The following is a 21,159-nucleotide window of genomic DNA, read 5'->3' as shown; positions in this document are numbered from 1 at the left end:
GTCTATAGAGCTAATTAACTAGCGTTAATTAGCTCTAACAAGCCTTGCAATACATCGCTCTAATTTACAAGCTAGCTCTTATTATAAAAGAGAAGCGTCTATCATTGACAAAAGAAGAACGGGTAACTTTTGTACCTTCTTGATCCACTTGCAATAACGTGTTGGTTTCTTCATTAGTTAAGTTGGATGCCTGTAAACCTATTGCCACAGTTTCGTTAATATCATAGAAGATGGAACCATCCAATTGTCCTCTATCTTCAGCAAATACAGGCAAATTTAAGTTAACATGATTAATGGATAACAGATAATCATCCCGCCAGTTATAAGCCAAGCGTGCTGAAACACCGTGATTTTCATAGATCCCCACAAGATTGTAACTATGCTCAGAGAGCCCTTGTAAAGGCAACCCTTCAAAACGTACAGTAATATCGTTAATATCTTCTTCAGAGGTTAAATCAGTGGCACTGGTATTTTGGTTCGGCACACCACTTTCACTTAAATAGGTATAGTTAAATTGCACTCCTAAACCATCTAAAACTTGTGGCAAGCCTTTAAAGAACTGCTGATAAGCAAATTCAAAACCACGCAACTTAGCTTGGCCGATATTAATCGGTTGGCTAGTTTCTACTGTTTGGGTAACACCGTTGTTAGACACTTGACGATTAACGGTATCAATTGAAAAGAAATTTTCAATATCCTTATAAAAAAAACTTCCAGTTAAAGAACCAGACTCAGCAAAATACCATTCTAAGGAGAGATCCAGATTATCCGCTTCCATGGGTTCTAAGAAGGGATTACCGCTTATTTGTTGGAAACGTTCGAGCCGATCTGGAACAGTATCATCACCGACTGTTTCAATATCTGCAGTAATATTAAAGTTATATCGTAAATCACCTAAATCGGGAAAAGCAATAGCCGCTGAATAGCCAAAACGTGCAATTAAATCATCAACAATTTCATATTTAACATTAAAGCTTGGTAATACTTTTGAGAAATCACTTTCGGCATCCTCGGTATTACTCGCTCCATTGGCGAATGCACGCTGCTCTGGCGTGAGCGGCTCCAACCTAGCTTCATCAATCGGATTAGGGAACACTAGACCACCTTTTACTGTGGTATCCACCTGTACATAGCGCAATCCAACATTAGCGGAAAAACGGTTTTCATCACCACCACCGAAGTTTAAACGCACATAGACGGCTGTATTTTCTTCAGTCACCTCATTTATTTCCGCAGGTAAATAAGGTGTTCCAGGAATCACACCAGGACGCGCAAACAAATCTAGCGGGCCTTGGTTAAAAGGAAAGGAGCTTAGGCTAGCAATAAAATCACTATAATTTTGCACTAAATTAGTCGATGGAAAAAGCGCTGTAAGACCACCACCGGCGTCGCCGCGGAAAAAGTTATCAAAGACAACAGGCATAGAGTCCGGAGTCGGGGCCTCAGTTGAAGTACCTGTTGCATCAACATCACCATTTTCAAATTGACGACCGGCAAAAGTACGAAAGCCTTCATTCCAAGATTCAGAAAGATTTTGCCAATTGAAATTCGCATAACGCGTTGTTTGCTCACGCTCAGCAAAGCGTACTCCCGTTTCAACAGACTCAAAAATTCCCGAATTAATTTCATAATCTACATCAAAACGGATGGCAACTTCGTCCCCTTCATTTTCATCAATATGATCAAGGCCTGCGCGCCAAAAATAATTACTGGGGTCGGAAAAATATTCCTCATCACTTTGATTGGCATTTTCTGGAGCATGGAAGTCAACAATAGGTGAACCGCCATTTGCATTAAATTCTGCGTCAACACCACGCACCAAGCCACCAAATACAGTAAGATCTAAGTTTTCACTCTCAGCATCTACATATTGAAAATCGGCTTCTATACTTAGTCGATCAGTTGCTTGAAATTTTAAATTAAGGGATAGATCTTGAACCAATTCATCAGTGGCATTGCGTCTTGTTTGTGGCCCTAAACCATCACCAATCGTAGATAAACGGCCACTTTGAACCGTATTACCACTAATGATTGCGCCATCATCTAAAGTGCCTTGTGCATCGTCAGAGAAAAAGGCAAATTCATTCCAAGCGATATCTGACTCAGAACGAATGTACTCTAGAGTACCTTCAAATCGGTCATCAGCATCGCGAAATTGGAGTGATGCCGTAAGCCCTTCACGATTACGCTCAGTTCTGTTGGTACGAATGCCAGCATTAATAGGGGCAAATACATTGCTGCCATTTACCATAATCTCATTATGTAAGCCTAGTTCGGCACCATCGGAACGGAACTCTAATTCTGAATCGGCATAACTTAATAGCCAACCTAATTCAGCACCGCTACTAAATTCAAAACGGTCGCTGTATAAGCCTGAAAAAGTTGGCGTAGTCTCTTCTACCAGATCATGATAGTTCGCTTGCGCCGATAGTTTTATCACACGCTCATCAGAATCGAAGGGTTTACGTGTTCGTAAGTCAATAGTGCCTGAAATACCACCTTCGATCATATCGGCAGTTTGATTTTTAAAAACACCAACACTGCCCAGTAATTCCGGCGAAACATCTTCAAAACTCAAACCTCGGTTACTAGTAGCTGAGAAAGTATCACGGCCATTAAAAGATGTTCGTGTTTGAGGTAAGCCTCGCAAAGTCGCGCCGCTACCCTCGGTCGAAAAATGATCGGAATCTCGCGGAGATGCAAATCGCTCAATAGAGATACCTGGCAAACGTTGTAAGGCCTCTAAAACACTGACATCAGGCAGTGAACCTATATCCTTTGCTGAAATCGCATCCACAAACGTGTCCGAGTTACGTTTGATATTTTGAGCGTTTTGAAGGTTGCCTCGAATGCCCGTGACAATTACAACCTCTTCTTCTAGAGCATTAACAGAACCAAGTTCCTCTGAGGAACCTTGTGCAAAAACATAACTGTGGGCACATACACTAATGGATATCGCTAACAGCGTTTTTTTAAATTGGGGGCGAGTTATTTCATTATTGTCACCTTTAAAAATGACCATGCCTCTCTCCTAATTACATACTATTATTTTTAAGATATTTTTTAATGATGAATATGTCGTCACAACAACCTTTTTTTATTCATAATTTATCTGGCATTGCGTACATAATTTATGAGCAAGTGAACGAAGTGTTTAAGTGCTGTCAAAAAATCGACTAAATACTGTGAGTTATAAACTTACATTTTGTTTATTAACAATCCGGCTAGTTAATGTTCATATAGAAACGTGCATCTTGCTTTTATTCTGGTTATCGCAAAATCAACAAACTTATGATCACCGATTTTTGGTATCACAAAGACGAACAAATCTTGAACATACTAGTCATTGATAATCTTATGGTCGTCCCAGTATTTGAAAAACACTTAAACTGGGGCGCTTAAATAAGTGGCACTCCACGTCAAAACCAGAGCTACCAAGGGATAGAGCGCCTCTAATGTTGAGCTGTCTGAACATACATCAAAGTCACAAAAGGTAAAAAGTGATCACAGAACCTAAGAGAAATGAAAGCAAGTTCATCAAGTGCAAGGAAATATATAGTAAGCGAATTACGATTTTTACTGACTTTTCATGAGTGTAAAGTCTGTCTAAATAATAATATTCAAATTGAGATTGAGGCTAAGGTTTTAAATGCATTTTCCGATATTCAGAAGGAGATACACCGGTTATCCGTTTAAAAAAACGATGAAACGCAGATTTGCTGTTAAAGCCCGACTGATAAAGAATATCCAGGATTGTCGCATCTTTGTGCTCTTGTGATGCTAATAAAAACTGCGCTTCCTCGACACGATACTTATTGATAAATTCGAAGAAATTAGAATTAAAATGAGTATTAATTGCATGAGAAGCATCGCGGCTACTGAGCCCAACACGCTTAGCAAACTGCTCCACTGTAATATTTTGCTCGAGAAATAATTTATCGACAAAAATACCATTTTTAACAGAATTGATAACAGCATCAGAAGGTTTGTTATCAGCCACACTTTTCTTGCCACTTACTTGTGCATTCGATGCAGCGGTTTCTTCTTTTACATCCGTTTGCAAGGTAGCAGCGATTAGCTTACGGGCATAAAAAATACTGTATACGAAAAGCAAGTTGACCATAATAAAAGATAAATAATTACCGATTATACCGAAGCTATCAGAAAGCTCGGTGTCAATATTGTTAATGCCATGGATGTGGGTAAAGAGCGCCCAGGACCAATGGAGCATATAACCGATAACCAGCAGATTAGCCCATACCACTCCCATATCATCATTGGAGTAATGGTTCATCAGAGTAGTACCCACATGCCTTATCGTGTAAACACATACTAACGAGTAAACTACCGGAATCACCTTAAAGCTATTCCAGAAATACAACACCATAGTGCTGCTTACTCCAGTATTTGGGACACCCAGTAGTGCTTCACCGCTGACGTTGAAGGCTAAAATCAGTATCGAGGCAATCAAGGCAGGAAGTAAATGGGCACTATGCTTCAGTTTGAGTTTAAACTCCGGCTCACATATTGAGCGTAGGTAAAAATACAGAATTGGCCCCTTAATTAAAGAAGAAGCACTCAGAATCAGAGGAAGCAGCACCCCTTCTCGCAAGCTGAAACGCTGTAAAATCTCGTTCCAAAGCAGCAAAGTCCCTGCCGTATTGATAAATATAAGGACAAAAAAAGCCGTAAGAATGTGGTGGGCAACACGTTTTTGAGTGGGTAAAAGGCCTTGGAAGAGCGCCAATAAAATGCATTGGCTCATTGTCATGATAAGTACAACATCATGCACATTAAACAGGTGGTTTTTCATCCAAAATCTCAGGCAAACATACTCAATAATAGCTCTACGCACTATTATGGTCAGATAGTCTACCTAAGTAAAGGCACACACAAGGCCTACTCAATACCCCCAACAAGCGCTCATGGTAGTAGCCCAACCCCGTATAAGCACCTAAATGAAACTGGGATTTTTCTATACTAAAAAGGGCACCCATAAAAATATGGGCGCCTGCTAAAAATGAAACGCCCAAATCAAGAATGGGTCATCTCGATACATCGTTCAACTAGCCCGTTTAGCTTATACAATTGCTAAAAAAAATCGTCCCAGTTTCCATAAATTTTATAACTAAAAAGTATCACTTTACGTATAGCGGAATAAATAACTTAAGACTTCCTTTATATTTACCTTGCGAGTATTAGGATAAAGATATAAGTGCCTCACCTGTATTTATATTGTGACATAAACCCTAAACACTAGAGGATTTACTATCAATGACTATTGACACCACCGCTTAAGTGAGAATGATCGGTATCAGTTGCACAAGGCACAATGATCCATCACAATCTCGACCGCATTATATATTGCAGCACTGCGATGCATGAGAATACTAAGTAAGAGATACTTAAACAGATAATTCTGTGTAAAATATGCTCAGAAAGGCTGTATTTTTATTATCTAATTGGAGTTATCTTTCGCTTTTATGTTTTTCAGCGATGAACGTTTTCATTTTTTCCGGCCACTTACCAGTAAGTATCGTGAGCAAGCTGTTCAATGTTTGGGCTTATTTTACCAACGCCAATACAGCTCTCACGCGGACTATGGGCAATCTTTGAACAGAGAACAGGTGATTGAGATTTTTGAAGAAGCTCTCACCCTGTCGGCCAATCAAGTATTGGAGAACAATGACGACGACGATCAAGAACAGCGTTTCAAAAATACTCGTGAGCACTCCACTTGGATGCTCAAACAGTTTCTTGAATGTGGTTGGATAGAGCGCCAAGTAGACTCTGCGACGCTGCAATCCACTTTTCCTTTTACGCGGATGGGCAGAGTCTTCTCACAGGCGTTAATAGAAAGTAGTAATACCCAAATCCGCACGCGACATCGCAATACTCGTAACACTTTAAATGCCCTAGAAGCATTTTTATCCCGTGGAGAAATTTACGATCTACTCGATGCTTACGAGTATTCTGAGCGCATTATTACCGACTTTACCGATGTTATTTCAGAGTTAGAAGAACGCAAACGTGAACTTGTCCGCGAAGTGGAGTCACAACAGTTGGTACACCAGGCAACTGACCAATTTTTTGACTTTATGGAAAAACGTTTTCAGCCCGATATATCCGTGCGCTTATCCGCCGATAGTGTCGAGAAACATCGGGCAGATATTGATCGTGCTATTAACAAAATTCGGCGCAAGCAAAAAAGCTTTAAGCGTGATATAGAGAAAGAATTACGACGCACAGTGCCGGGAATTTGCAGCGATGAGAAATCTTATCTGTGGCATATCCTTGATACCATCGAGCGACGCATGCGTAATGCCGCCGAAGTTATGCTGCCCGCCCTTCGCAACGCTTTGCACAGTTTCACTAAACGCGCCGATATTATTATTCGCCAACTGAGTTACTTATCGAGCCAAGCAGACAGTGACTTGGTGGAAGTATGCAAAGAGTTAGCTGATTTATCAGACCAGGATTATAATTCGCGTTTGCAAAAAGCTGCAGCGGAAATGGCAGTGCTTAAGCTGCAACTTATTGACCCCAAACAGGTGCGTTTGCAAGAACGAAGACAACGAGAAAGTGTCGACAGCAGTGTGGGTGAGCAACACTCAGTGGATCAGGGCGCCCAACGAGAGTTGATGGCGCAACAACTTTTAGATCAAGCTTTCGTTATCAACAATGAGAAAGTTAGAGCCTATCTCATTAAGTCTCTGCGAGACGGCCAAAGTATATCCACTAAAGATCTACCCATCACCAATGCTAAAGATCTTTTAGCCTTAGCTCACGTAATAGAGGTGGGTGCAGTCAACACGATGAGTTCGGATTTTATATTTAAAGTAGAGCCCACAGGCAATACGATTACCGAAGGCGAGTTTTATCACTCGCGCGATGAATTCACTATCGAGCTAATCGATAACACATCGCCAAAAGCAGACAAACGAGCCTCCGCTGACAGCGATTTAGCAGCGGAATCAAAATAGGCAAAAGTAAAAGTAAAAACGCACGACTTTATGTTTGAAAATACCCTACAAGAAGCATTAAAAGATTTACATATTAACCAAGATGAGTTTTCAGAGTTAATCATTCGCCTGCTCGATTACGGTGTAATTAATCGTGATGAAAGTCAGGTAGAAAATATTCTTTACGATCGTTATGTACAATGCTCACAATTGGTAGAAGATTATCTATCTATTATGAAAGTGAGAATTTTACACGATAGAAAATTTTGTTTTGTCCGTGTATTTCCCCCAGGATCAGAGGTGCCAGGCTTGGTAGACGACGAACATAGCGCGTTTAACAGTGGCTTTCGTGCCAAACCTACACAGCAAGAAATCGCCGTTATATTAGCCCTGCGAGTGGAGTATGAAAAAGCCTTGCGCGAGGGATTAGTGGACGACAAAGGCTGTGTTATGTTGCCCTTAGAAAGTTTAGCCATTGCACTTAAAAACCTGCTTAAACGTTCACTACCTGAAATCGCAGGTGAGCGTAAACAAATATTTAAACGCCTAAAACAGCTGCGGCTTATCCAGTTTAATAATGAAGTAGATTTAGATTCTGCCGAGAGTTGGATAAGTATTCAACCAAGTATCACAAGTTTTGTTACCGAAGCAGTGCTAAGTCACCTTTATCCACAAGAGCCATCACAGATAAGCCAAGGAAACACAGATGTTTTGTAAGCGCGGTATTTTTGTTAACTGGGGGAACGTGCCTCATTTAGAGTTTGATTTTGGCCCAGTCAATTTATTTTCTGGTGGTAATGGCTCAGGCAAAACCACTGCTGCTGACGGCATACAATCATTGATGACTGCCGCCCATGAAAATTTATTCACTTATAACCCAGGACAAGATGAAACCACTCAAAGAGGTCGAGGCGGTAAACAGGTACGTACCCTAGCCTCGTATGTATTGGGTTGTGATGACGGCAGCTATTCTCGGTTACGCCCAACAGATGGTTACGTAGCAGGAGTCTTTCATCCAACCGAGGGCGAAAACAGCGATGTCTTTACTGCGGTTATGTGCGTGCGTGCGCGATTAGACAACGCATCCACACCGCGCCAAGCACGCCAGGATGAATTATTGTTTTTAATTATTCCGGGCAAAGAACTCCAACTAAGCCATTTCGTGCGCGAAGATAGTGGTGGTAAATATGTGGTTCCTATTAACGAAATCGCTCTGCGCCTACAACAAGAGTGTGGTAAAAATAGTGTCGAAAGCTATGACAAAAAAGGCCCTTATTTACGCAGGCTTTATGGCGCGCTAAGGGGTTTAAAAGGGCCGATAGCAGATAGGGAGGCCAAACACGCTGCTCGAACTTTCTCAAATTTTATGGCCTACAAGCCGGTTAAGAGTATCACGGAATTTGTTGCCCGAGAAATCCTTGATCCGAAAGATCTGAGCGAGGATATTCGTCAAGTTTCAGAGCTGATGAAAACCATCCATAATATGGACGAAGATACACGTCAATTAAAAGGTGCTATTGAGAATCTAGAAAACGCTCAGAACTTATCGAGTCACTATATTAATAACTGGATCGAACATCGTACCGGTGAATACTGCGAAATTACTCGTCAGTTAATCGTCAAACAACACGATTACCTAAAACAGAAAAACGAAGTACGCCTTAATAAAGATAGCATTAGTGATATTGAGAGCCAGATACGGCAAACCGCAGAAAAGAAACAATTATTACACGACCAATTAATCGATCTGCAAGCACAGCGGCAAGGTATCGACGCCCTTAAAGATAAGGACCAACTAGAACGAGACATTAGCCATAATAAAGATGTGTTGGTACAGATGGTTACACCTTTATTAGAACAAGATCAACAGTTCGGCAAAAACCACCACGTAGTTTCTCTGTTGCAGAAAAAACTTAGCCAAGTGTCGATAGCTGTAGATATTCCTGCACTAGAAAGTAAAGCCTTTCAAAAGGCTATTAAAGCCCTACTCGCTACACCTCAGGATACAGGCTTAAATACGCAAGAACTGTTAACCAAAGACTGGGTGGGTATAGCAGCGCTGGAAGATAAACTAGAGCAGGTATCGCAACAGGAAAATTTACATACTGAACTTGTTAGGCTGCTACAAAACGAGGATAACTTAGATAGCATAAGCATTCGTGATCAAGTTTTTGCATGCACTAATAAACGTAAAGACTTGATGGAAAAAATACAATTACAATGTAATAGCAAACAACTGGATATCCAACGTTTGCAAAATAAAAAGGCAACATATCCGCCTCATGTTGAGGCAGCTGTTAAGGCTATCATTCAGCAATACCCTCAAGCTCAACCTTGTGTTTTATGTGATTTTATAGAAATTACTGACCCGAAATGGCATATGGCGATTGAAGGTTATATTGGCGGTGCTCGATTTTCTATTATTGTCGAGCCTGAGTACGAAGCTCAAGCTATTAGAGTTGTCCGCGGGCTTAAAGGCCACCGCAACAGCGCTCGAGTGATACAGGGCAAAAAAGCTCAGTACGAAGCCTCGAAATTACCTGCGCTGCCGCGCCACTCAATATTTGAGGTAATGGAGTTTGAACATAAAATTGTCGAGTACTATATCAAAGCTTCTTACGGTAATGTGGTTCGCGTAGAAGACGAAGAAACCTTACGTAAAACCGCGCGAGGTATTACTGCACAAGGCATTGGCTCGGGCAACTACAGTATGTTTCGCTGCGATATTGACGATGCTCAATTAGTATTTGGTCAGGGAGCAAGAGAACGAGCACTCATTGCCCAGCAGCAACAATTAAATGCCCTACAAGAACAAGCTCAAAAAGCACATGACGACTACCGCGATAGTCTTCAGCTACACGAATATATCAGTCAGGTGCGTCCTATTTCTTGCAGCAGTATTATTGATAACATGCTAAATGTTTATCGAAAGCTACAAAAGTATGAAGCTCAGCTCGACGACCTTGACTTGAGTGATCATGCTCGTTTGGAACAACGACTAAACGAGTTAAAAGAAGAGTTTAGCGCTACTGAAACTCAAGCAAGTAAGTTAAGCGAAGAATTAGGCGCACTCAACAGTAGAAGCCTACAGCTGGAACGCACGGTAGATAAGCATGCAAATGAGCAGGAGGTATTGCAAAGCCTACAAGAAGAACACGAAGAATATGTAAGCGATATAAGCAGTATTTATAGCAGTTTTAATAGTGAGCAAGCATTAAAAGATGCTGACGCCAAAGCACAAAAAGCGAAAGATGATTTCAATTTTACTCAAGATAATCATGACTGCCTTATTGGTTTAGATAAATACGAGCGTCAACTATACGATACCGTCACTTTCCATAATCAAATGAATAGCGCATACAATAGCCTTGTATACCAGGTGAGTGACAGCGAAAAAAATGACATTAACTGTTTCAAACATATTGTCAATTTATCAGAACAAATAAAAAGCATTCATAATCGTCTTAAAAATAATGTGTTAGTCGGCAAACACGAAAAGTTAGCCAGTTTAAAAGAAAGTTTTAATACGGCCTTCGTGACAAACTTATGCCACTCTATTTACCAGTCGATTAATCACGGCAAACAAATTCTCGATGACCTCAACAAAGAACTTGAGCATCATCGCTTTGGTGCCGATCGAGAACGCTTTTACTTTGGTACCGAATGGGTACCGGAATACAAGGAGTATTGGCGTTTTTTCAAGGAAGTCATCGATATCCCCAACCTCGGTGACGGCAGTACCCTATTTGACGCAGAGCTCAGTCAAAAATCTCAGACCGTACGCGATAAGCTATTGAGCATGCTATTAGATAAAGACGAGCAAACTGCACTTAGAGAATTGCGGCGGCTAAGTGACTATCGCAACTATCGTCACTATGAAATTTATAAAGAGCCTCTGGATAAACAACCTATAGCATTGAGCACCTACGGCACAGGCTCAGGTGGACAGTTGGAAACACCAGCCTACATAATACGCTCTGCTGCCATTACTTCTGCATTTCGTTTTAACGAAGGCAGTTCTCATTGCCGCATGGTCTTGGTTGACGAAGCATTCTCAAAAATGGACGAGAACCGCTCGCGAGAAGTGATCGATTATTTAACCAAAACCTTAGGCCTACAGCTTATCTTTATTATGCCGACAAGTAAGTCGGGGCCATTTATGGATCTGATTAGCCATCAAGTTATCTTTAGTAAGTGTCCCGCTTCAAAAAATATTGGCGAACTTAGCACCCGCGTTTTGGTTGATAGAAAAGTCTGTAATCAAGAGAAAATCAAAATACTCTGGAGCAACCATCGTAAAACAATTCGCCAACAAGCGATGTTAGATTTTATGGAAGAGATATGATGGCCTCACCTCCTACAACACTATCTTCTAAGCCAATATACTCGATAGGCTATGCCACTAAGCCTATCGAGACTTTTATTGCTCAGCTACAACATTACCGGGTTGATGTGGTGGCAGATATTCGCTCAGTGCCATACAGCAAGGTTTTTTTTGATTACCATAAAGAGAATATTTACCAGTACCTTAAACAACATAACATTCGCTATGTCTACTTAGGTGATGAATTCGGGCCTCGCTCTAAAGACGACGCCCACTACAATGAAAAAGGACAGATTCAATTTGATCGTCTTATGCAATCATCACTTTTTCAACAAGGGCTTAAGCGGTTACAAGCAGGAGTAAATAAAGGCTTTACTGTAGCGTTAATGTGCGCGGAGAAAGACCCGGTAACCTGCCATCGCAGTCAACTGGTAGGCTATTATCTAGCTCGTCACGGACTTCATACTGAAAATAAACAAACCCAGGATACTCTTAACCTGCTTCATATCCTGCATGATGGTGGTATTGAAACACAGGAACGCTTAGAAGTGCGGATTATGGAAATTCACGATCAAGGTGATGATTTATTTATGTCCTACGACGAGCGGAAACATCGAGCTTATATGACACAATGCGAACAAACGGCCTACTGTAAAGATTGCTAATGCTCAAGCCTGTTGACACCAGTCAAATCAAGATATACTTTCTTTACTGCCATCATTCGATACCAGTGCAGCCTCATATATATCACACTCGTCTACAGCAAATACTAAGGTAGCATTTATAGGTTTTTGATACGCATACTTGTTTAGGTGATCGGATAAACTCCGGCAAAAAAACTCCGAGCAAACATTCGCACGTAAATGTTCAGGCAAAGCACACCCAAAGCTGCCGTGATAAATACAACTACCAATAGTTGCACTCTCAGGGACATAACTCAGATAAATGGAGACTATCTCATCCTTAGAGATATCACAATTCTCAAGCACGCGCACAAAAGTAGAATGTTGGATAAATGCGTGATAATCGCCACCTTTTTTACAGCATCTGCCCCGGCACATGGCACAAATGGTAGCAATATTATCACTATTGGATACCGTCATTTGTGTTTGCTGTGGTGATTGAAACGTATGCTCTTCCGTAAGATCATTGTCAAGGGTGGATAAGAGACTTGTCAGATAACGTTCAAACTCCGCAACTCGGGAGGTTTCTACAACTTCGTTTTTCAATTTGTAATGGGGGATTTGTAATACATCTATAAGCTCCTTCTGTACCTCACTATTGCCATAAATACGATTGAGTATCGACAGTTTCTGTTTATCCAACTCAAGCTCACGATTTCTCCAATACGCTGCTGTTTGATCTTGTTTTTGCTTATGCCAACGCATTTTGCACTTTAAGCTTCCACAGTATGGTTGCACCGAACTAGGTGATAAAGTTCGTTCACAATAAGCACATGTTTTTTCGTGTTTACCACAGAAACCTTTGCTACCTACCATTTACACTTTGTCCATTGATCCCAATAAGTATAATTTATACTTTAGTTGTAAAATTAAATGAGCGCGAACACACATTTGCCGATAATGGTTTCAATGAAATCGTGCTATGATGTTTGCTCTTTATTAACTAAATAGCCAACCTCCTCTGTGAAAAAAATAGCTATCTTCGCTGATGTACAAAATATTTATTACACTACTCGCCAAGCTTATGGCAGACAATTCAATTACCGCAGGCTATGGAGTACAGTCGCAGCGCAAGGAGAAATAATCAGTGCGACAGCTTATGCCATACATCGCAGCGATCAAAAACAACAGAAGTTTCAAAACGCACTTAAAGAAATAGGTTTTGCCATCAAACTTAAACCCTTTATTCAACGTAGCGACGGATCAGCAAAAGGCGATTGGGATGTGGGGATTACTATTGATGTCATGGAGGCGGCAAAGGATATAGATATTGCGGTGCTACTCTCTGGCGATGGTGACTTCGACATACTAATCAACAAAATTAAGCGAGATTATCATGTGGATGCACATATTTATGGTGTGCCTTCACTTACAGCGGACTCTCTTATTAATGCAGCAAGTAGCTACCATCCTATTGAAGACACCTTGCTTTTGTAAAAAATCAATACTGAAACTTCAGGAAAGAGTACACACAACCTAATCATTGCGCATAATATAGGCGCTCACGGTAACAGTGGCTCGTTTTTAAGGATTTAGGCTTTAAAGTTTTAGTTATGTGGTTTTTGAGACTTAAACAGAATAATAAAAACTTATCGTGATACCTTCACTCTCATATTTTTATCCTCTCTACTATCCATTCGTCGTTAAAAAACTCGCTTTATCGTATCGATGCTGAAGAGCTTTGCTCTTACTTCGTTTTAGTATGAGACTGTACGTCCAGTAGATTTTATTTTTTCGGGGTAATGTGTGTGAACAGAGCCTCGTATGAACTATATTTTGCACAGCACAAAAACAACAAATACCTTGGGGGATGTATGCAAAAACCATTGATGCTAGGTTTAATAACACTTTCGCTTCTCAGTGCATGTTCGAAGCAGGAAAATAATGCCGTGAAAAATGATCCAGCTGCAGCCACAACTGCAGAGGTAGCTGAGACTGAAGTCGCAGCAAATATAGACAACAATCCTCTGTTACAGGATTGGCAAACCCCCTATCAAATTCCACCCTTCTCGAAAATTAAAGATGAACACTATATGCCGGCGGTGGAAAAAGCCGTGCAAACGATGCGCGAAGAGATAGCAGCAATTACGAGCAACGAGAACGACCCCAGCTTTGAAAATACAGTGGTTGCTCTAGAACAGAGTGGTGAAGAAATCACCAAGGTGTTCAATGTCTTTGCCAATGTCGCAGCAACGGATACCAATGACGAGTTAAAGAAGCTACAGGTAAAAATCTTCCCCATGTTGACTCGTGAGCTGGATGCAATGCTGTTAAATCAAGAGCTGTTTGATCGGGTTTCTCACGTCTATGAGAATCGTGACCCACTCAAACTGGATGCGCAAGACTCACGTCTACTAGAGCTTACCTATCTCGAGTTTGTTCGTGCAGGTGCGGCCTTGAAACCGGAAGCCAAGGCCCGTTTAAAAGATATTAATGCTGAAATTTCTTCACTAACCACTCAGTTTGCGCAAAACCTATTATCAGAAACGAAGTCTTTTGAATTGGTGATCGATGATGCAAAAGATCTTGCCGGCCTCCCCAAAGACCTTGTGGGTGCGGCTAAGAAAAAAGCTGAAAACAAGGGCAAAGACAATGCTTGGGTATTTGGCTTAGATCGTGCCAGCTTCGAAGGTTTTATGACCTACTCGGAAAACAGAGAGCTACGCAAAATTATGCTCGATGGCTATCGTAATCGTGGTATGAATGCTAACGAAGCCGACAACAGTGAGCTGGTGCTAAAAATTTCGCGTTTACGAGCAGAGCGGGCAAAATTATTAGGCTATGACAGCCACGCCCACTACCAACTTGAAACACGCATGGCAAAAACACCAGAAATGGCAGAATCTTTCTTATTAAAAGTATTGAAGCCAGGCCTTGCGCGAGTGCAAGAAGAAAAACAAGAAATGCAGGCCATCGTTAAGAGTGAAGGTCATGATTTCCAACTGGCCAGTCACGATTGGTGGCACTACGCAGAAAAACTGCGTACTAAAAAATACGCCTTTGATGAAAGCCAAGTCAAGCCTTACTTTGAATTAGAAAATGTTCTACAAGGCGCTTTTCACGTAGCGGGAGAACTATTTGGTGTTAAATTTAAAGAATTAAAGGATATGCCAGTATGGCATCCTCAAGTGAAAGTTTTCGATGTCAGTGGCGAAAAGGGAGAACACTTAGGAATATTCTTAATGGACTTTTATAGTCGCGACTCAAAACGTGGCGGCGCTTGGATGAGTTCTTATCGGCAAGCCTCAGCTGTCAACGGCAAGGTTATACGCCCACTGATTACAAATAACTTAAATTTGACCCCCCCAGCAGAAGGCGACCCTACCTTACTGAGCTTTGACCAAGTTAATACTTTATTCCATGAATTTGGCCACGGCCTCCATGGTTTAATGACCACCGCCCGTTACGAGAAGTATGCCGGCACCAGCGGCAGCCCACGAGACTTTACCGAATTTCCTGCACAATTTATGGAACACTATGCTTCTGCACCTGAGGTACTGCCCATTTATGCCAAACATTATGAAACCGGAGAAATTATTCCAGCAGCCCTTTTAGAGAAATTACAACAGGCCTCTACTCACAACCAAGGTTTTAAAACAGCGGAATTTATCGGCGCTTCTCTGTTGGATCTAGCCTGGCATAAACTCGATAGCAAGCAATTAAAAGATATCGACAATGCTCAAGAATTCGAAGCTAAGGTACTAACTGAATACGGTCTCCCCAAAGAGATTTCACCTCGCTATCGCAGTACTTACTTTGCTCATATCTTCTCATCTCCCATAGGCTACTCAGCAGGCTACTACGCCTACCTTTGGTCAGAGATTCTCGACGCCGACGGTTTTACCGCCTTCCGCGAAGCCGGTGATATATATGATAAAGAATTAGCACAACGCTTGGCCGACAATGTCTACCGCGCCGGCGGCAGTGCCCCAGCCGATGAGTTATATCGTAGGTTTAGAAAGAAAGATCCCACTATCGAGCCACTATTAAAAATTAGAGGCTTGAATTAAAGGTTTATTCGTATTTATGGATTGGCATTTCACTCCATTGTTTTAATAGAGTGAAATGCTGCTTTTAAAAAACTGTGATAAATTAGAGTAAAAATACTAAGCTATTAGTTTTCCATAACACTACTACATATGCTCACTCGACTTTTGTTTCCAAACTTGATAGAAACCGCTATCTTTTATAAGATTTTTTACAGCTAAATCCGCGTATACACCCACCAACTGCCAATCAGTGAAATAGCAACATTTAAAGGAATCACTATTCTTTGGCGATACCACGATTTTTTCATCCAATAAGCAAGTGCGGTAAATACTACTAAGGCAAAGCCCACCTGGGCGATTTCAACACCTAAGTTAAAACCGAGTAAGCCTGTAAAAAAATATTCATCGGGCACGTTCAAATCACGTAGGGCGCCAGCAAAGCCCATACCGTGCAACAAACCAAACAAGAAAATAATAACGACTCGCCACATAGCGGAAATATTTTTTAAGAAAATATTTTCGACAGCAACAAATACAATCGACAGAGCAATTAATACTTCTATCCACGGCCCGCCAATGGTAATAATATTGGCATAACTTAGGATTAAAGTGATGCTGTGAGCGAGAGTAAAGATGGAGATGTAAAGCAACAACCGAGGAAGATGGTAGGTCGATAATAATAAAGCTAAAACAAATAGTAGATGATCTAAGCCTAAAGGCAGAATATGTTCCATGCCGAGCTTAATATACAAGAGCAAAGTTTGTATGGGTGAGCGAGCAATATCAATATTTATCTGGGCTGGGTTATTGGTCGCAGTTTCAGAGTCCAAGGCTGCCAGTTCTGCACACAGTAGCGGGTCGAGACCGCCATCATTACAAAAATCGTCTTCAGGATGAGACCATGCGCTCATACTGATACATAAAAGAAGAAAAACAGAGCAGCTAGTAATAAAAGTTTTAATGCAATACATGGATGGGTATATGCCAAGGTAATTAGAGGTAAACATTATCTCAGATAATAACGAATAAATAGAGTGTCATATCAATCGTCTTATCTATAAAAATACACACCTAGACCATCCAAAGGATGTAAGAAAGATGGCGCTTTTTTATACAAAAATGAGCGTTATGATAGGATTTACAGCACTCAGGCTTATGAAGCGTATTCGCTTATCCCGGTAAATAAATAAGACCATCTTTATCGGTCAAAAATAACCAAATAGCCGGCAGAAGTTGATAATTGTGCTGTATAATAGTAATTTGCGTCATTGAGTATAAAATTAAGATAGGGAGCCAAACTCAGCGCTGTAATACCTGCCACGACAGTACAAAAGCGGGCAGAAACAGAGAAGTTGGCGGTAAATCAACATATATTGAACAGTCGACATTAAGCATATGAGCTCAGGGAACTCTAATAATAAGAACTCTCCTACCCGCACCAAGAGCGTTGCGACTGGCCAAACAAAATCACGTACACAGGCCCAACAGAACCAAGTAAAACAAGGGCAAGATAATAAAACAGTATTTAAACCATCTCGCAAGCCTTCGAGTGCAGATAATAGTGCGCCTGAAAACGTAGAGCAGAGAACTGTTATCAAAACACCAACACAACAAACTTCTACTGCTACCGTATCTGATAGTGAAAGTGCCACCCAACTCTCAGTGGGTAGCGCCCCCTTAGGTGACTCATCTGTAAGTGACTCAGAACAAGATCTGCAACATGACTATGGTGCAGCACTTACTCAAATTCAAAAATCTATTAGAAATCAAGATAGCAGCACCGGGTTTTTAGAAGCTAAAGAGGCCGCCAATAAGGCGCTGGCTGAAGACAAGATTATTCTGAACAAACGCTTTGTACTGGAAGAGACGCTAGGGGCTGGTGGCATGGGTACGGTATACCGGGCCAGAGACCTGCGCAAAGTAGAAGCCAATGACTTACAGCCGAATATTGCTGTAAAAGTATTAAATGAGGAATTCAAGAACCACCCTGATGCTTTCGTTACCTTACAGAGGGAGGCAAGTCGCTCACATACGCTGTCCCACCCTAATATAGTCACAGTTCACGACTTCGATCGCGATGACGATATTATTTATATGACCATGGAGCTACTTGAAGGTATGGGCCTTGAAGTCATGATGCGTCAGAATCAGCCAAAAGGTTTGGGGAAGAAAGAGGCTTTTAGCATTATCGAAGACGTGTGTAAGGCCCTGTCTTATGCTCATGAAAAGGACATTGTCCACAGCGATTTAAAACCAGGCAATATTTTTATCACCACGACAGGGGCCAAGGTATTAGATTTTGGTATCGCTAGAGTGGCTAATGAAAGCTCTCTCGATGACTTTGACGCAGGCTCTCTCGGCGCGCTCACACCAGCCTATGCCAGCTTGGAAATGATCAACTATGAAGCACCAGACCCTCGCGATGACATTTTTGCAGCGGCCATTATTGCCTACGAGCTACTAAGTGGTAAGCATCCCTATGATCGCAAGTCGGCAGATGTTGCACTGGAAGAAAACCTACGCCCAGAGAAAATTAAAGAGCTTAGTAACAAAGAGTGGAAGGCATTAGAAGGTGCACTTCAGCTCGAACGGAAAAATCGCACAGCTGATATCAAATCTTTTGTCGATGCCTTAACCCATAAAAATAAAATTCCTATTTTTAAAATATCCAGTGCTATTTTATTTTTAGCTGTCTCAGCGCTTGTTTATTACAATGTGTATGTACCTGACTCGTTAGATAAAGTCATACAGCAAAACTACGCGCAAGCAGAGCTTTGCTATAACCAGCAGCAGTATGAATGTGCAATCGAAAATAGCCGCGCCATCATCAAAATTTCGCCAGACCATAGCGCTGCCCAAGTATTATTAAAAAAGGCAGAACGAGCCTTACAAAATCAGAATATCAATACACTAGCAACAGAAGCTGAAGCATGCTTAGCAAATAAAAATATTTTATGTGCTCAAGAAAAGCTACTAGCACTAAAGCGCAGTAGCCCTGAGGCAAAAGAAATTAACAATATTTCTCAGACGATTGAAAAACTTAAACGCGAGGCAAGTATTGCGGATTTTTTTCAACAAGCAAAAACATGTCTAAGCAACAAGGACTATGAATGTGCGCTAGAGAAAAACAAGGCCATATTAGCCATTGCTCCAGATAATACTGCAGCTAAAGAACAGCAACTAAACATACAAAATATTATCAAGCAACAACAAGATGCTATCGATGAAAGTAATCGCTTGTTCATACAGGCAGAGAAACAAGCCAATGCTTGTTTTAAGAAAAAAGACTATGACTGTGTTATACGGCAAACCCAAGAAGCCTTGAAACATCGAGCAAACGATAGCGCCATGCTAGCACTAAACCAAAACGCTATATTTGCTCAAAAAGAACAGCAACAAAACTTGAAAAAAGCTGATAGGTTATTAGCAAAAGCCAAGCAGTGTTTTGCTAGAAAAAATTACAGCTGTACGATTGCTAATGCAGAATCAGCGTTAGAATTCGTACCGCAGTATTCACCTGCTATTAAATTGCGTAATAAAGCAGAAAAAGAAGTCGAATCATTGAAAAGCAGTTTTAATATAGAGTAGAACGTAGAAAACAAGGAGTTATATGATGATAAAGAGAAAGTTATATGTTGTGTTATTTACACTTTTTTCTTTTACCTTACTGACAGGCTTTGGTTTAAAAGATTTAACAGATAAAATCAAACCCAATACAGATAAATGCGAGAAAAGCTCAAACAAGAGTCGCTGCAAACGAGAAGAGAGGCTAAAATCAGCCGCGAAGGTTGTCGCTATAGGTGTTGCGGCAAAACTTCTTTATGACCTCGTAGTAGAATATACCTCAATTGGCGTCAAAGGTGACCATGAGATCGTCGAGGTATATCTCAATAAAAACAAAACACTACCCCCTAACCCCAAGGTGCTCACCTATACAGCAAATATGAGTCCGACTAACCTTGTTAAAGTAGGCAAAAAAGTTACCGTAAAATCTTATGTTGAAGTAGTACCGAGCAAAAAATCACGCAAGGTAAAAATAGAAGAAAAAATTGATATCTACGACAATGAAGATACCAAGAAAACCATTAAGTCATTGGTTAAAACTGTGAACGATGAACAACAAAAAGCGGGAGCTTACGAAAATCAATTTAGCTTCACTTTACCCAAAGGCATGCCCCAGGGGGTATACCCAATTAAAACTGCGATTTTAGTTGACGGCAAAGCCCATCCCGCGGCAAACAACGATATGCAAGTAGTACTCAGAGTTAACCATGACCACAGCTATCAACTGGCCTATGCAAATGTTGAGAGATAAAAGCCTGTTACCAAAAATACTCTTCTAAATAACGTGCAACACCGTCATCGGTATTAACAGGTGCGGTGTTGTAATCGGTAATAGACTGTTTCACTTTTGGGTGGGCATTATCCATGACCACCGCATGTCCTACCGCTTGCAGCATTTCTAGATCATTTAACCCATCACCAAAGGCCATCATCTTATCGAGGGAAAACGACTCTCGCTGGCCAAATACACCCAAAGCGCTGGCTTTAGATACGTCTTTTCCCATTACCTCAAGAATCGTATCGAAAGAAAACGTAATACTCAGTTGATCAACGTATCTATTTTTCAGATCCAAGCAAAGCCGTTGCAACTGTTCATGTTGGCCACAGAAATAGATCTTAAAAATACCCTCAAGGCTTATCTGCCTAAAGCTCACTTGGCGATAATAAAATTTAGAATCGTGGTGCATGGTTAGAAGTCTTTCGTTTGGCTGCTCCACATACCACGCATTTTCAGAATAAACGTTGACCTGAACATCATAGCCACGACTAATAGTGATCACTTCATCGACTAAATTTTTAGGTATGGTAACGGAATGTACTAATGCACCATCTCTATCGTGAACCTGAGCTCCGTTTGACGTGATCAAATATATATTACCACCCAAGGCCTCAACAATATGATTCAAATCACAGTAGTGACGACCTGTGGCAATCAAAAACTCAATATCACGCTCTGCTAACTTTTGTATACGTTCGCATGTATAAGATGATACGCGATGCTCGCCGTTGAGCAAGGTTCCATCTAGATCAGATACAACAACTTTTACCATAGTTTTTCTCGTGAGATAACTGTAATTACAAGTATTACCTGCCATCATAGCATGAACATATGACGAGAATATGTGCAATTAAAGCTT

Annotated in this window: 13 protein-coding genes; 8 read left to right on the top strand and 5 right to left on the bottom strand. The window is 41.0% G+C overall.

Features of this window, described 5'->3' with window-relative positions; all coding sequences use genetic code 11:
* Positions 1 to 64 precede the first annotated feature (64 nt).
* Together BVC89_RS06830 and BVC89_RS06825 are read right to left on the bottom strand one after the other, a co-directional pair.
* Positions 65 to 3,022: a TonB-dependent receptor gene (locus BVC89_RS06830; RefSeq protein WP_086930469.1), complete on the bottom strand. Its 2,958-nt coding sequence runs from the start codon at positions 3,020 to 3,022 to the stop codon at positions 65 to 67.
* A 615-nt stretch (positions 3,023 to 3,637) separates the two neighbouring features.
* Positions 3,638 to 4,813: a helix-turn-helix domain-containing protein gene (locus BVC89_RS06825; RefSeq protein ID WP_086930468.1), complete on the bottom strand. Its 1,176-nt coding sequence runs from the start codon at positions 4,811 to 4,813 to the stop codon at positions 3,638 to 3,640.
* A gap of 670 nt (positions 4,814 to 5,483) precedes the next feature.
* Between BVC89_RS06825 and BVC89_RS06820 the strand changes: the two genes are divergently transcribed.
* Genes BVC89_RS06820 through BVC89_RS06805 form a run of 4 tightly spaced genes read left to right on the top strand, consistent with a single transcriptional unit; the run spans position 5,484 to position 11,951 of the window.
* Positions 5,484 to 6,983: a Wadjet anti-phage system protein JetA family protein gene (locus tag BVC89_RS06820; RefSeq protein WP_086930467.1), complete on the top strand. Its 1,500-nt coding sequence runs from the start codon at positions 5,484 to 5,486 to the stop codon at positions 6,981 to 6,983.
* Between the two features lie 30 nt (positions 6,984 to 7,013).
* Positions 7,014 to 7,679, top strand: a complete 666-nt coding sequence (locus BVC89_RS06815) for a DUF4194 domain-containing protein (RefSeq protein WP_086930466.1) — start codon at positions 7,014 to 7,016, stop codon at positions 7,677 to 7,679.
* Positions 7,669 to 11,307, top strand: coding sequence for an ATP-binding protein (locus BVC89_RS06810; protein ID WP_086930465.1), 3,639 nt, complete (start codon positions 7,669 to 7,671; stop codon positions 11,305 to 11,307). Before BVC89_RS06815 ends, BVC89_RS06810 begins: the two co-directional genes overlap by 11 nt.
* Positions 11,304 to 11,951 carry a DUF488 domain-containing protein gene (locus BVC89_RS06805; RefSeq protein ID WP_216825101.1) on the top strand — a complete coding sequence of 216 codons (648 nt, stop codon included), beginning with the start codon at positions 11,304 to 11,306 and terminating at the stop codon, positions 11,949 to 11,951. The genes BVC89_RS06810 and BVC89_RS06805 overlap by 4 nt, the downstream gene beginning before the upstream one ends.
* A gap of 27 nt (positions 11,952 to 11,978) precedes the next feature.
* Here the strand turns inward: BVC89_RS06805 and BVC89_RS06800 are convergent, their stop codons facing one another.
* Positions 11,979 to 12,674: a hypothetical protein gene (locus BVC89_RS06800; protein ID WP_158657814.1), complete on the bottom strand. Its 696-nt coding sequence runs from the start codon at positions 12,672 to 12,674 to the stop codon at positions 11,979 to 11,981.
* Between the two features lie 258 nt (positions 12,675 to 12,932).
* On the opposite strand from BVC89_RS06800, the gene BVC89_RS06795 reads away from it, so the two are divergent.
* Together BVC89_RS06795 and BVC89_RS06790 are read left to right on the top strand one after the other, a co-directional pair.
* On the top strand, positions 12,933 to 13,406 hold the full coding sequence (locus BVC89_RS06795; RefSeq protein WP_086930462.1) for an NYN domain-containing protein: 474 nt from the start codon (positions 12,933 to 12,935) through the stop codon (positions 13,404 to 13,406).
* A gap of 377 nt (positions 13,407 to 13,783) precedes the next feature.
* Positions 13,784 to 15,979, top strand: coding sequence for a M3 family metallopeptidase (locus tag BVC89_RS06790; protein WP_086930461.1), 2,196 nt, complete (start codon positions 13,784 to 13,786; stop codon positions 15,977 to 15,979).
* A gap of 194 nt (positions 15,980 to 16,173) precedes the next feature.
* Here the strand turns inward: BVC89_RS06790 and BVC89_RS06785 are convergent, their stop codons facing one another.
* On the bottom strand, positions 16,174 to 16,869 hold the full coding sequence (locus tag BVC89_RS06785) for a HupE/UreJ family protein (protein ID WP_158657813.1): 696 nt from the start codon (positions 16,867 to 16,869) through the stop codon (positions 16,174 to 16,176).
* 484 nt (positions 16,870 to 17,353) lie between these two features.
* Here BVC89_RS06785 and BVC89_RS06780 point away from each other — a divergent pair, with 484 nt between their 5' ends.
* Complete coding sequence (locus BVC89_RS06780; protein WP_086930459.1) at positions 17,354 to 19,546, top strand: serine/threonine-protein kinase; 2,193 nt, start codon at positions 17,354 to 17,356, stop codon at positions 19,544 to 19,546.
* 22 nt (positions 19,547 to 19,568) lie between these two features.
* Positions 19,569 to 20,273, top strand: coding sequence for a hypothetical protein (locus BVC89_RS06775; RefSeq protein WP_158657812.1), 705 nt, complete (start codon positions 19,569 to 19,571; stop codon positions 20,271 to 20,273).
* A 7-nt stretch (positions 20,274 to 20,280) separates the two neighbouring features.
* Here BVC89_RS06775 and BVC89_RS06770 read toward each other — a convergent pair whose 3' ends face one another.
* A complete protein-coding gene (locus tag BVC89_RS06770) occupies positions 20,281 to 21,072 on the bottom strand; it encodes an HAD family hydrolase (protein ID WP_158657811.1) in 792 nt (263 codons plus the stop codon).
* Positions 21,073 to 21,159: the final 87 nt, after the last annotated feature.

The sequence above is a fragment of the Agarilytica rhodophyticola genome, from assembly GCF_002157225.2.
GTDB classification, from domain to species: domain Bacteria; phylum Pseudomonadota; class Gammaproteobacteria; order Pseudomonadales; family Cellvibrionaceae; genus Agarilytica; species Agarilytica rhodophyticola.
This window is presented reverse-complemented; position numbering and strand designations above follow the sequence as displayed.